The sequence below is a fragment of the Rhizobium sp. CG4 genome, assembly GCF_023701965.1.
In the GTDB taxonomy this organism is placed as follows: Bacteria; Pseudomonadota; Alphaproteobacteria; order Rhizobiales; family Rhizobiaceae; genus Agrobacterium.
This window is the reverse complement of record NZ_JABAEG010000009.1, coordinates 176,934-190,102: the sequence shown is the minus strand read 5'-3', so window position 1 is coordinate 190,102 and position 13,169 is coordinate 176,934. Positions and strand designations below refer to the sequence as shown.

Sequence of the window (13,169 nt, the reverse complement as noted above, 5' to 3'; positions counted from 1 at the left end):
TAAGAGAAGATGAGCGGCCGACTTCCGGCCGCTCGTAAACCCGATTAATTGGCTTTGATACCGGCAGATTTGATCGCAGCACCGAACGCGTCATCACGCTGCTTCAGGTAGGTTTCGAAGTCAGCCCCGCCCTTCCAGTTGACTCCAAAATTGCGACCATCCATGAAGGTTTTGAAATCATTGCTCGTAACGATCTCTTCCAATGCGGAGGCCAGCTTTGCCTGGACGTCCTCGGGAATGCCCTTTGGAGCCGCAACGCCACGCCAGCCGGAGACAGCAAACTCGATACCGGCCGCTTCGCTGATTGGCGGCACGTCCGGGTTTTTCTCGTTCCGCTCGTTTCCGAGATAGGCAAGCGGTCGAATCTCACCCGCATCGACCAATGCCTTGGCTTCCGGGAACTGGGAAACAGCTACATTGATGGCATTAGACGCCAGCAATTGCAGCGACACGGTGGCACCATCCGTTGGCACCCAAAAGGCTTTTTCTGCCGGCGCACCCAAAAGCTGCACCAGACTTACCCAGGCGATGTGGTTATTGCCGCCGAAATTGGCGCCGCTTGCCTTGATGGTGGATGGATCCGCCTTGATGGCAGCAATCAGGTCATCAATGGTTTTATAGGGTGAATCTGCCCGTACAAAAATTGCAGACGGATCAGCATTATAAAGGCCGATCGGTGTGAAATCTTCGTAGGATATATCGGACGAGCCAACCGATTTGTACATGGACAGTTCGGTCGTGATGATACCGATCGTATACCCATCAGATTTGAGGTTTTTGAGTTCCTGGTGACCAACAATGCCGCCACCGCCGGTGCGGTTGACCACCGTGATTGGCTGCTTCAGTTTCTCTTCCAACATCGTTGCGATGATACGGCCTGTGGCATCCGTTCCACCGCCAGCCGCCCATGGGATAATCATGGTGATCGCGCGCTCAGGATATTCCGCAAACGCCTGACCGGACAAAGCGACGACAGCACATGCCGCCAGAGCGGCTTTCTTGAAAAATGACATTGGTTCTCCTCCCGAATAGGCCGCCTCCACGCAGCCGTTTAAGTTCGAGGCGCCGGGGCGCCCCGTAGTCCTTTATTGAGACTTTGATCAAACCGGCCCGGTTGAGCCGACTGGCCAAACATCCCTCAACTTTTCACCGGACAGGATGCGTTCTCGGCACTGAGCTTCACCCTCGCCATTGCGATCCGCCTCATCGGCAATGACCGCAACCAGTTCCTGAGGAATGACCACCACACCGGAAATATCTGCAAAAATCACATCGCCCGGTCTCACTTTCACACCCTTGATGTCGAGTTCGACCTGCGCTTCCGTCGGCTCCATGCGACCTGAAACACCAACCGGGCTGACACCACGCCCAAACAGCGGGTAGTCGAGCTTGCGGACTTCGGCCAGATCACGCACGGTGCCGTGCACGATGGTTGCCGCAGCGCCAGCAGTTTTTGCGCCCGTAGACATCAATTCACCTGTGCCAGAACCCTCTGCGCAGGAAGCATCCACCAGAATGATGCCGCCTTTCACCACAGCATCGATCGCGCCGTGATAGACATCCTGCGGCTGCCCCTTACGGGTACTCGGCGTGTAACGCACCGTGGACACCGGCCCGCAAACCACCTGACCTGGCTTGAGAACACCGTGAAGGGTTATGCCATCCAGAAAGCCGTAAAAACCATGATTGTCCATCACGTCATGGATATCGCCGGAGTACCAGCGAGACAGCCGCTTTATCGCATCCCAGTTCACGTTGTTGTAGTCATAGGCACTCATTCAGATTTTTCCTCCCGTTTACCGGATCTGCTCATGGCCTGTTCGAGATAGGCCATACTGTTATCGATATGTTCACGCATTGCAGAACGGGCGCCCTCAACGTCGCCACTGCGGATCAGCGTGTAGATGTTTTCGTGCTCAGCCAAACCATCGGCCAAGGTTTTGCGCGGTACGCGACTGGCCACCTTGATGACCCCGGCAATCAGAGTGTGCAGATTGCCGTGAAGCGACGATAAGATTTCATTGCCAAGCGACTGAACCAGTGCCCGGTGAAATGATGCATCACCCTCTGTGAACTGCGAGAAGTCATTGTTGCGAACAGAGTTACGCATGGCATCAAGGGAGGCTACGACCGCTTCCGAAAGCTGCCCTTCTCCGGCAGCAATCCGTCCAACCACTTCAAGCTCGATCATACGCCGAACATCCATGGCCTGCACGAGATAGGCCGTGTCGCGCGCAAAAAGCGAACCGACTGATGCAACGAGCGATTCCATGAATTGCCCGACATCGTCACGCACTACTTCCGCACGCTCACCGTGGCGACGGCGTACCAACCCTCTTGTTTCAAGGATTTGCAGCGCCTCACGCACAGAACGCGTGCTGACACCGAAGTTGCGGGCGAACTCTGCCTCTGAAGAAAGCCGCTCTCCTACCTGCAATTCGCCGGTCAGGATGCGGGTTTCAATATCCGCGACCACCTGCATATGCAGCTTGCCGCGATCGGGTGCAGAGATTGCCGTTGCGTTTACCATGCAGTGAACCCACCATCGACCACGACGTTTGAGCCGGTCATGTAAGTTGAGGCATCGGAAGCGAGGAAACGGATTACACCGTTATACTCGCCCTTTTCCGCCTGACGTCCCAAAGGTACGCGCTCCAGAAATGCATCGACAAATTCCTTATCGAAACTGCCTGTCTTGACGCCACCAAACGAAATGAGATTACAGCGCACATTTTTCGGCGCCCAATAGGTTGCCACATACCGAGTCAGATTGAGCAATCCAGACTTCGAGGCTGCGTAGGACACCGCCTTGATGAAAGGGACGCCGTCGCGTTTTTCACGATAAGCGTAAAGCGCCTGATTAGGAGATACCATGCCGTAGATAGAGCCGACATTGATGATGCTGCCGCGGCCAGCCTCCGCCATGCGTGCGCCGACAACCTGCGAGCACAACATGACGCCGGTCAGGTTCACATCAATGATCTCATCCCAGTATTTCTGGGGATAGCTTTCGAAGGGACCGTTCTGATCCGCTGCACCGTTTGGCTTGCTGTCGATACCGGCATTGTTGACCAGAGCGTGCGGCACGCCCCATTCCGCGCACAGAGCATCCGTTGCCGCCTCAAGCGCTTTCTTGTCGGTGACGCTTGCAACATAAACCTTCAGGCGACCGCCATGTTGCGGAAATTTTTCATCGATTGCCGCAGCATCAATCGGCCGACGGCTATAAATGGCGACCTTCGCGCCAGCATTCAAAAGCGATGAGGCAAACTCTGTCCCCAACTGGCCAAGACCACCGGTTACAACAATCACCTTGCCCTCAACGCTAAACAGATCTGTCATAAAGCTCCTCCTCTTCTTAACTCATGACATATGTCATATGTCATGAGTAGTCAAATCGAATCTCCCTATACTCACGACATGACAACTTGTCGCCGTATCCAACGACAGCAACGCGCTTAGTGATTGAAAGGAGAGAGAGAGAGAGAGAGAGAGAGAGAGCACAACTCATTGCCGCACTACTCAACAACGTTTCGGTGAAGGCATGCGAGGATCAAGGACACCTTATTCCGCAGCACCTTCAACTATGAGCAGAGCCCCCGCGCGCGCCCAATTCGACAGGGACGACACCAGGATTGGTTGCCCTGACACCAGACAAAGAAACAGCGCGCCGCATCACCATCTTGGCCAAGCGCCCGCAACGTACCCCAGGGCATTGCGCACCCACACAGTTGAAGAAGCCACAAAAAAAGGCGGCCCACATGCGTGAAAGCCACCTTTTACGAAGTCAAATCAGCGACAATTACTGCTGTCAAATCAAACAGAAGCCCTGCGACCACACCATCAGCTGGAAGAACAGAACACCCTTTAAACGAAGCTTCCCCTCGTGTCGCGGCTCCAGCGGCTCATCACGTCATTGAGCGTCTCAGGGAATTGGAATTCGTTTTGCTTCAGCCAGTCAGGATAGATATCAGTCGAGCGAACCAACTTCGTCACACGCTCTGGGTGAATGCCGACCTTCGACAAACCAAGCGACTTGATAAGCGTTGCGGCAGATGAGACAGCGCCACGCGGCACCATATATTCCCGCGCAGTTGGGAAGTGATCCTTGATAAGGACCGACACAATTTCTTCCAGCGTATATCTGCCGGGATAAGCGCCATTAAACAAAACAAACTTGTCCTCTTTCGCTTCAGCAAAGAGAATAGCGTTTATGAGGTCCTCAACGTAAATACATGCTTTAATTGTATTTTTTCGACCAGGATAAATAAAGAAGCCTTTTTTTAGCAACTGCGCAAGACGCGTGAAATTTCCACCCTCACCCTGACCAAACACCACTGCTGGGCGCACGATAACCAGCTTATTATCAGCCGCACGATCGAGCCAGGCCAAATGGATCTTTTCAGACAGCAACTTCGAGTGCCCGTAATCAGACTGAGGCGCAGGTACACTGCCCTCGGTCTTCATCTCTTCACTCGGCCCATAGACAGAAATAGAACTGGTAAAGGTGATTTTTTTTACACCATTTTGCTCTGCAAACTTGGTGATCTCGCTGGCACCAGCGACATTCGCAGAGTAGTACTCATAGGGCTGATGTCCCGGCGTCGTGTGCACAGCGGCAAAATTATATATGTGATCAACCTCAATGCCTGCCTTGAAACCAGACAGATCCCGAACATCAGCCACGCGATAATCAACGTTTGGCAATCTTTCTCTGGGCTCTTTTAGATCCAGCGAAATAACTTTTGAGCCCTCAGCAACCAGCCTACGCGTAAGTGTTGTTCCGATGAAACCGGATCCACCTGTCACGAGATATGTTGGCATAGGTTTATGTCCTTAAAAAACTGAATGAAAATCTCTGGTACAAACAATTCAAAAAAAATCTGTTCGATTTTATCTATCTAAATCATATGCAAATTCGAGCGACTGTGAAGCACGATGTCTTGAGCAGGGGCCTGAAATACACGCACCAATGTGGCGCAACAGACGAATCTGCACCAACACCAACTTTTAAGTCCCAATATTTAATATTGTTCAAATTTTGACATTGAGCGCAAATCATCGCATTATCAAAAAACAAGAGCCGACGAATTCAGCTTTCTAGAACTTCATAAAATGCTCATCACCATCAAACAAGAAGGGCCCAGACCTCCGTCAGAGAAGGCCTGAACCCCGTTTTAAACGCAATAAACTCGAGAGACTCTCATTTTCACAATGAGGAATTCTCTAAGTGGATCGACAATCACCTAGGCAAAAAGCCTGGGCAAAGCATGATACAGACAACCTCCTATTGGAGCATGTCTACTTAAAGCTACACCAACATGCCCCGCACAAAAAGTGACGCGGCAGCCCCGCCGCTATCAATAGAAGCCGAAATCGCCCTTGACGAGATCAGCGCCGTTTACGGACTTGATAGCGATGCTATATTCAAGGCCAGTAGCACTGTCGGTCAGCGTGTAGATGCTTAGACCTGGATTGTGAACGCCCGCGTCAGCCGATAGGGCAACATTCTTCACCAATGTCGATTCTGCACCAAAGCCTGTGAAGCGAAGGAAATCGTTTCCAGTAGCGCTCCAGCCACCAGCACCCTCAAAGTCCCAGATGTAGTCCTGAGCGCCGTGCCCCAGACCAGAATCGAAGTCATTCTTCGAAAACGCGAAAGTGTCGTTGCCTGCGCCACCGTACAGGTAGTCAACGCCCTTACCACCCATGATGAGATCGTTACCAGCGCCGCCGTCAATACGGTCAGAACCTGCACCACCGTAAATTTTGTCGTTGCCTGCGCCGCCACGAATAACTTCGCTACCTGCAGTACCGGTAAAAGTATCATCCCCTGGGGTCAAAACTGTTGTTGCCATTTCATTAATCTCCAATTAGAAAATTTAATAGGTGATTAATTATACGTTGCCCAACCTGTGTCAATATAGAAAAGTCGACTTTAAAACATTAAGATTAATTTAACCATTGCAACTTGAAACAATCAACAAGTAGCCGGAAAAATAAAATACATAACATATTATTAAAATTGCCTACAAGTTCGTAGACTCAAACGAACAACTGAGAAATACCCTCAACAGTTCTACGTTGATTCTCTGCCACCACCAAAGAAGCCGCAATCATCACGCTTAAAGCCCTGACAATAATAAGAAAAGCTAGCCGAGGCTCCATCTATGCTATCGCAATGAATAAATGCGAGCGCAAAGTGTCTGGCAAAGGGGCACCATGACGCTCATAAAAGAGGGTGGTCGTTTTCAGCCGTAACAGATGGCAGATCTATCGGACTCTCAGAATGCCCCCAACGCACGAAACAACCGATGCAATTTAGCCAGTAGATCGGCTTCATGAATTACATTAGCCACTTAAGCGGCGTTATTCCGGCGTCATATCGCCAAGAAAAACCATGCACCAAATTAATAATTGGGTGCATCTGCTCCTAGTCCATGCCAGAAAATGGTGAAATATCGATCAGCAGAGCAAGACACAATAGACAACCGCCGCCCACTAAAATTGACAGCGATGCGGCAGTTGGCATATTTTCAAGCCAATTATCTTACGGTCACCGCGCAATCCGGAAACCAAACATCGACCCGCATTCAAAATTAATGACTTTAAACAATACAACACCGCACCAGCTTACACCTGATACAAACCACAAAAGAACAGTATCTCGTAGTGCAAACATTATATTATAGCCTATAAAAATACGGGTATTTACATTGGAAAACAAAAACAAAACTCACGTGAGCACGGAGTTCATTAAACCGCTAATATCTGTAGTGATGGCAAATTATTGTGGCGAGCTATATATTGAGGACGCAATTAATTCGGTCCTGCAGCAAAGCATCAAAGAGATAGAGTTAATCATATCGGACGATGCATCATCTGATCGCAGTGTAGAAATCGTCCGAAACATGATGAAGTCTGACAATAGAATTAGGTTGCTGACATCTCAAATCAATCAAGGACCAGCAAGGGCTCGCAATAGAGCGCTAGACGAAGTACGCGGTGAATGGGTATCGATCGTTGACTCTGACGACTTGCTCCATCCATGCAGGTTTGAAAAACTGTTGCTTGCTGCTGATCATTTTAATGCTGATATCGTCGCAGATGACCTACTCCACTTTAACACGTCCGACAGCAACGACGTATCCTTTCTCCTAAGCGGACGGTATTTTTCTCAACCTTTTAATCTAACACTGGACAGTTATCTTGGAGATCAAGACCAAAACGCACCTGCGTTCGGCTATTTAAAACCAATGTTTCGTGAGACGATCCTCAAGGGAGTTCGATACGATGAAACTTTGAAAATTGGCGAAGACTATGAATTGGTTTTGCGGCTGCTTATCAAAGGCGCACGATATACCGTCATACCGCAACCATTTTATCTATACCGACGACACAACAGTTCTATTTCCTATCGATTGTCAGTGAAAACCGTGGAAGCAATGATTGTCAGCCACGAAAAAATTCGTTCTGCTCACGGACCATTCAGCAATAGCGTCGAAAAAATCTTCGATGCGAACATACGCTCACTCAATAACGCGCTCTTATTTGAGCGTTTCGTTGCCGAAATCAAAGCTCGGCATTTTGTTTCCGGTGCGAAACTGGCGATCCGCCACCCGGGGCTTATCGGGAAATTTGCCAGAATATTTGGTGAACGAACAGCCAAATTACTTAAGCGTCGCGACAAAGTCGCTCCTGAAACCCAAGCAAAAATTACGATTTTTTTTGAAGACACGCAAACGCTCCCCGTCGACCTGACCGCAGCAAATGACTTCGCATTAAAGCACAATTCGACGCTTCTGATCGAAGCGGTTCCTGATTTACAAGACATAGCCACTTTATGGGAAAAACCATACGACGTACAAAAGAAACAACACCAGCGACTGGCCCGTTTCTCGGGCCTGAACACCGTAGCGCTGCTTTACAATAATCCAGCAGGTTACTACTACTCTGGTTTTATCCCTGCACCTGAGAAACGAACCAAACTGACGCCGATCAACAACTAAAGCGCATATACCCGTCGGGTCAAAAGACATAGAGAAAAGCGTTAATTTTCAAATACACCAGAGCCAAAACTAATATTTTAAGACGATTCACAAGGTAAGTAGTCAGTGGTTAATCGCTCAAAATTGAATATTCTTGCTCCTGTAGGTTATCCTTGGGATTTCAGCGGGCCTCGTCATTCGAAAAACAACGTAAAACGCAAACGTTTCGTTCCTTTCAACAGGATAAGAGGTGGACTTGACGGCTTTACGGTGTTCAATCCGGTCGACACATTGTCGTCCGATTTAATTCACGCATTCAACCGCATACCGTTAAACGCCAAAAGATTTGTGATCGGTTACGAGTCTCATCTCCCTCGCTTCTTCGGCAATCATAGCAGTTCATACGAAAAGTTTCTGTACGGTCAGCTCCTATCTAGACGTTGCAAGAAGATTGTTGGTATTTCCAGATACGCTCAAAACAACTTCATCGAAGCGTTAGATAACGCCGATCTAAAAGACGAAGAGCGGTCGCTACTGAGGGGGAAACTCGACATACGATATCCCAATATGGATATTCCTGAGTGGAACAACCACGGACCGGTTTGGGAGGGTGAAATCAATCTGACGTTTGTCGGAAATCACTTTTCCAGAAAAGGTGGGTGTACGGTTCTGCGAATGGCAGAGCTGGCTTTCGAACAAAAGCTTCCTTATGTTTTTAACATTGTTTCAGCTTTGCAATGCGGTGGCTCCATCTGGACGGACCCATCGCGTGAAGAATTTTACACCCCATATCTTCGGTTGCTCTCGCTACCAAATGTGAGACATCATAAGACGCTACCTAACCCTGAAGTCATGAAGCTGCTGGAGCGTAGCCATTTTTCGTTGCTCACAACCTTCGCAGATACATTCGGCTACAGCGCGATAGAATCTATGGCGAAGGGAACGCCTGTTATTTGCACAAACCAGGGTGCGCTGCCGGAGTTTATCTCGGACGGCGTCAATGGATTTTCGCTGGCACCAGCCACGACCCAAGGCGCACCAGATTGGCGTCCGGACTTTAATAGTCGTGGTAATGCAGATTTCGAGCAGTTATTCGCTGGCAATGTCGAAAGGTTGGCAACCGGCGCAGTAAAGAAGCTGACACAAATCACAAATCCAGATCAATACGCTAACATGCGCAAAGCCGCGCACAACACCGCAAAAGACTTTTTTGATGCAAATACTGCGAGTGCGTATTGGGACGAATTGTATAACGTCGTATTAGATAGAAAATAGAGCTGTATGCAGATTTTTATTATTGGTTCAACAAGCCTTAGGGGTGCTCCACAATCGCAATATGCGAATTAGCGATCCTACCGTGACACACCCAAAAATCCGCGCAGACCGCCTTCGACGATCTCAATAACTCAGTCGTCTCACCTCTCTCCAGGCGGAGAATGATGAGTAACTAGCCAACAGGTATTTAACCTTCTTTCGGCAGACAGAAGGCGCTCGCTCAATTACCGGGTGCTAGGTTTGTTCGCTTTTAAGAGCTTTATTTCGAAGCCTAAAATACACTCCAACGAGGACTGTTCAGGCGTGTGTCAATTCTCGACAGGTTACCATATTTTCGCGATGCGAGTACAACTCCTGACAACAGGCCGTGCAGCACGTTGACTATTCCTCTCTGAAGGCTCTTTCCAGCTGATCTCTGAGCGGCTTCATCAGGTAGGATAGAACTGTTCTGTCACCGGTCTGAATAAGAACTTCAGCCGGCATGCCAGGCACCAGAACAAGGCTGCCAAGCTTCTCAGTTTCATCTCTGCGAAGGAATATACGCACCGCATAATACGACATACCAGTTCTCTCATCCAACGTGAGATCGGCAGCGACACGGCTGACTTCACCTTCCATTTGCGGTGTAGTGCGTTGGTTAAAGGCTGTAAGCCTAAGAAATGCCAACTGGCCAACCCTAACCTGATCAATGTCCTTCGGTTGGATGCGCACATCAATGGCAAGCTCGTCTCCAACAGGAACAATCTGCATAATCGTTTCCGCCGGCGTGATGACACCGCCCACCGTATGAGCGGTCAGTTCGTGCACAGTACCGCTCAAAGGAGAGATAATGTTGATACGCTTGAGATCGTCTTCGGCAGCGATTTTTCGCTCGACGTACTCGCCGATCTGTGCCTGAACTTCTCTAAGTTCTGTTCCAACCTCAGTCCTGAAATCTTGATCAATCGCGAGGATTTCAAGCTCAGCTTCGGTGATTTTACCGGCAACCTGAGCTTGGAAGGCAACTTTCTCACCACGCTCACCGCCATAGGTCGCAGCCTGTGTCTTCAGACTGTTAAGTCTCTGAACAGATACGGCGCCCTTGTTTCGCAACCCCTCCAGTGAGGTAATTTCTGAATGAAGCACAGAAAGTCCATCGCTGTAGGCGACTTCCTGTGCCTTGAGTCCATCAATTTCATGATTGAATTGGATAATACGTTCCCTGAGGCGCGCTTTTTTACTTTCGCGGGACTCTTTTCTGAACGTAAAGATACGTTTCTCGGCATTTACCTCGTCCACGTCGTTTGTGAGCGCGAATGGTGCCGTCGCTTCGTCAGGTGCAAAGCCGTCTCTGTCATCACGCTCGGCTTCCAGACGTAACCGGCGCGCATTGAGTTCATCAAGACGCTTGCTCACGATGGCCAGGCTTGCCTGTACTTGCGTAGGATCCAGACGCATAAGTGTCTCACCAGCTTTGACGACTTGCCCCTCAGAGACCAAGATTTCGTCAACGATGCCACCTTTAGGGTGCTGTATCTTCTTTACGTACGTATTAACAACGAAGTGCCCCGACCCGACAATAGCGCCTGCGATATTCGTCAGGGCAGCCCAAGTGCCGACCACGCCGAAAAGCAAAACGGACGCAGCGAATCCAACCAGAAAATGCCGTTTGATAGAGCTGTAGGCTTGTGTGTCTTCAATGTCGTTCACTTGGGATCTCCGAAGTGTTGTTTTCTTCGGTCATATGCAAATCTTGCTTTGCAACGATCTTGAATTGCTGCCCACTTTGGCTCGGTTGAGAAGCACGCGCGGCGTTGGGCAACTGAAGAACCTTTGAGAGCACCTCATCACGCGGTCCGAAGGCCTTCTGCCTGCCGTTTTCCATCACCAGAACATAATCCACAGCGCTGATTGCGCTCGGCCTGTGCGCAACAACAATCACAATGCCACCGCGATTGCGAACAGCAAAAATCGCACGGACAACTGCTGCTTCACCTTCTGCGTCAAGATTGGCGTTTGGCTCATCCAGGACAACCAGAAACGGATTTTTGTAAAGAGCGCGAGCAAGACCAACACGCTGACGCTGTCCTGCGGACAGTGCATTGCCAGCTTCGCCGATATTGGTTTGATAGCCATTTTCAAACTGCAATATCATTTCATGCGCACCAGAAATCTTGGCAGCTTCAATAATTGCAGCTTCGTCTGGATTTTCCTCAAAACGAGCAATGTTATCTGCAATCGTTCCGTTGAATAGCTCGATCCCCTGCGGGAGATATCCAACGTGTTCCCCCAAAGCACGAGGGTCCCAGTGCTGGATATTCGCGCCATCCATTCGGACCTCACCAGCTGCCGGTTTCCAAGCGCCGACGATGGCGCGCGACAAGGTTGATTTACCTGACCCGGAGGCTCCCACAACACCAACTGCACTGCCAGCATTAACAAAAAAATTAACGCCTAATACGGAAGGTCTATTTTCACCAGGAGGTACAATGACGATGCCACTTAGTCTCAGTTGCGAGGTCGGAGGCGGAAGGGCCGTCAGTTCCGTTTCCAGTTCAATTTCTGCAGTTGAAGCCGTAAGCTTTCTCCAACTCTGAAATGCCATCTGCACGGATTTCCAGCTTGCAACAGCCTGTTCAATCGGTGCGAGTGCGCGTCCCATCATAATTGAGCTTGCGATCATAACGCCGGCCGTCACTTGTCTATCTACGACCAACCATGCGCCAACCGCTAATATCGCAGATTGCAGGACAATGCGGATAGTCTTCGACAAAATTCCAATTCCGCCAACAACGTCGCCGACTTTTCTGTTTTCTTCGATGTAGGCGAGGTTGGATTTGATCCACTGGTCCCGAAAACGGGATTCGAGGCCCATCGCCTTGATAATTTCAGCATTACGACGTGCAGAATCGGCAAGACTATTACGTGTAATGTTTTTTGTAATTGTTTCCTGAATGGGCTTTTTGGATAAAAAGCTGTTCAGAATAGACAGGGCGATCAACAGAAATGTTCCAACCGTTGCAGTCACGCCAATCCAGAAGTTAAAAAGAAAACAGACAGCAAGATAAAATGGCATCCACGGCAGATCGAAAATCGCAGCGGGCCCTGGGCCGGCAAAAAAGCCTCGAACATTATCCAAGTCTCGCAATGGCTGCAGACCGTCGCCGGTCATCCGCGAGGTCAATGGACGTCGAACGATCGCGGTGTAGACTTTTTTCGAATACACATTATCGAATAACTCACCCACTCGTAAAAGCAGTCGCGATCTCGTTGTGTCCAGAATAAATTGGAAGAGGTAAAGGATGATCGCGAGAAGTGACAGCCCCAACAAAGTTGGCACACTTCCGCTGGCAAGCACACGGTCGTAAACCTGTAGCATAAAGATGGGTGATGTCATCACCAGAATGTTGATGACGCAACTCATTAAGAAGAGGCTAAATGCCATAGATTTCGCATGAAATTTCATAACAATACCGATTGAAAAGACCGTTAGTATCTACGGCAAATAAAATCGACTTATTAGATGTTGTGCGAAAAAACACAAATAAAAAATTATGTATTGCTTAATATCAATGATTAATTTTCTGCCGCGGCAAACAAAAAAAACAAAATCTTACAACACTGCATTGCGATTCATGGATTATCACACAAAATCACTCAAGATTTCAAAAGAAACCCAGGCTGTATCTCCTTAAACCACAAATACAATTGCAATGTTTACGTTACCAACGACAAAGGCTCGACGACCCAACGCTAAAGCAGCAGCCGGCCTGACGTGACAAGGAAGAAATGCTCGTCCCCATGTACGGGCACGGGCGAATAGCGGCGGGCGACGCACAGACGCCCGCCTCGCTCCTCTCTGACGCGATATCTTAGAGCCAAGTCGTTAGTGCCTACAGTTGACCGGACGACTAAACCTTTAAAACG

Annotated in this window: 10 protein-coding genes; 2 read left to right on the top strand and 8 right to left on the bottom strand. The window is 49.4% G+C overall.

Annotated features, from left to right (window positions below; translation table 11 throughout):
- Nucleotides 1-44: 44 nt before the first annotated feature.
- The 6 genes from HGO37_RS22200 to HGO37_RS26405 form a co-directional block, all read right to left on the bottom strand.
- Nucleotides 45-1,013 carry a tripartite tricarboxylate transporter substrate binding protein gene (locus HGO37_RS22200; RefSeq protein WP_250985258.1) on the bottom strand — a complete coding sequence of 323 codons (969 nt, stop codon included), beginning with the start codon at nt 1,011-1,013 and terminating at the stop codon, nt 45-47.
- Nucleotides 1,014-1,100: 87 nt separating this feature from the next.
- On the bottom strand, nt 1,101-1,778 hold the full coding sequence (locus HGO37_RS22195; protein WP_192489191.1) for an RraA family protein: 678 nt from the start codon (nt 1,776-1,778) through the stop codon (nt 1,101-1,103).
- Nucleotides 1,775-2,530, bottom strand: coding sequence for a FadR/GntR family transcriptional regulator (locus HGO37_RS22190; protein WP_250985257.1), 756 nt, complete (start codon nt 2,528-2,530; stop codon nt 1,775-1,777). The genes HGO37_RS22195 and HGO37_RS22190 overlap by 4 nt, the downstream gene beginning before the upstream one ends.
- Nucleotides 2,524-3,342, bottom strand: a complete 819-nt coding sequence (locus tag HGO37_RS22185) for an SDR family oxidoreductase (RefSeq protein WP_250985256.1) — start codon at nt 3,340-3,342, stop codon at nt 2,524-2,526. The genes HGO37_RS22190 and HGO37_RS22185 overlap by 7 nt, the downstream gene beginning before the upstream one ends.
- Before the next feature lie 525 nt (nt 3,343-3,867).
- The gene (locus tag HGO37_RS22180) at nt 3,868-4,824 is read right to left on the bottom strand and encodes an NAD-dependent epimerase/dehydratase family protein (RefSeq protein WP_250985255.1); all 957 of its coding nucleotides are present in this window, start codon (nt 4,822-4,824) and stop codon (nt 3,868-3,870) included.
- A 536-nt stretch (nt 4,825-5,360) separates the two neighbouring features.
- The gene (locus tag HGO37_RS26405; RefSeq protein WP_275642311.1) at nt 5,361-5,858 is read right to left on the bottom strand and encodes a calcium-binding protein; all 498 of its coding nucleotides are present in this window, start codon (nt 5,856-5,858) and stop codon (nt 5,361-5,363) included.
- A gap of 858 nt (nt 5,859-6,716) precedes the next feature.
- On the opposite strand from HGO37_RS26405, the gene HGO37_RS22170 reads away from it, so the two are divergent.
- The gene (locus tag HGO37_RS22170; RefSeq protein ID WP_250985254.1) at nt 6,717-8,009 is read left to right on the top strand and encodes a glycosyltransferase family 2 protein; all 1,293 of its coding nucleotides are present in this window, start codon (nt 6,717-6,719) and stop codon (nt 8,007-8,009) included.
- A 105-nt stretch (nt 8,010-8,114) separates the two neighbouring features.
- Nucleotides 8,115-9,263 (top strand): glycosyltransferase family 4 protein, encoded by a 1,149-nt coding sequence (locus HGO37_RS22165; RefSeq protein ID WP_250985253.1) that lies wholly within the window; start codon nt 8,115-8,117, stop codon nt 9,261-9,263.
- A gap of 381 nt (nt 9,264-9,644) precedes the next feature.
- Here the strand turns inward: HGO37_RS22165 and HGO37_RS22160 are convergent, their stop codons facing one another.
- Both HGO37_RS22160 and HGO37_RS22155 read right to left on the bottom strand, forming a co-directional pair.
- On the bottom strand, nt 9,645-10,952 hold the full coding sequence (locus HGO37_RS22160) for an HlyD family type I secretion periplasmic adaptor subunit (protein ID WP_250985252.1): 1,308 nt from the start codon (nt 10,950-10,952) through the stop codon (nt 9,645-9,647).
- Nucleotides 10,939-12,708 (bottom strand): type I secretion system permease/ATPase, encoded by a 1,770-nt coding sequence (locus tag HGO37_RS22155; RefSeq protein WP_250985251.1) that lies wholly within the window; start codon nt 12,706-12,708, stop codon nt 10,939-10,941. The genes HGO37_RS22160 and HGO37_RS22155 overlap by 14 nt, the downstream gene beginning before the upstream one ends.
- Nucleotides 12,709-13,169: the final 461 nt, after the last annotated feature.

What these genes read in the sequence shown, in the direction of transcription:
- HGO37_RS22200 (WP_250985258.1), bottom strand. Translation starts at nt 1,013, where the DNA reads ATGTCATTTTTCAAGAAAGCCGCTCTGGCGGCATGTGCTGTCGTCGCT.
- HGO37_RS22195 (WP_192489191.1), bottom strand. Translation starts at nt 1,778, where the DNA reads ATGAGTGCCTATGACTACAACAACGTGAACTGGGATGCGATAAAGCGG.
- HGO37_RS22190 (WP_250985257.1), bottom strand. Translation starts at nt 2,530, where the DNA reads ATGGTAAACGCAACGGCAATCTCTGCACCCGATCGCGGCAAGCTGCAT.
- HGO37_RS22185 (WP_250985256.1), bottom strand. Translation starts at nt 3,342, where the DNA reads ATGACAGATCTGTTTAGCGTTGAGGGCAAGGTGATTGTTGTAACCGGT.
- HGO37_RS22180 (WP_250985255.1), bottom strand. Translation starts at nt 4,824, where the DNA reads ATGCCAACATATCTCGTGACAGGTGGATCCGGTTTCATCGGAACAACA.
- HGO37_RS26405 (WP_275642311.1), bottom strand. Translation starts at nt 5,858, where the DNA reads ATGGCAACAACAGTTTTGACCCCAGGGGATGATACTTTTACCGGTACT.
- HGO37_RS22155 (WP_250985251.1), bottom strand. Translation starts at nt 12,708, where the DNA reads ATGAAATTTCATGCGAAATCTATGGCATTTAGCCTCTTCTTAATGAGT.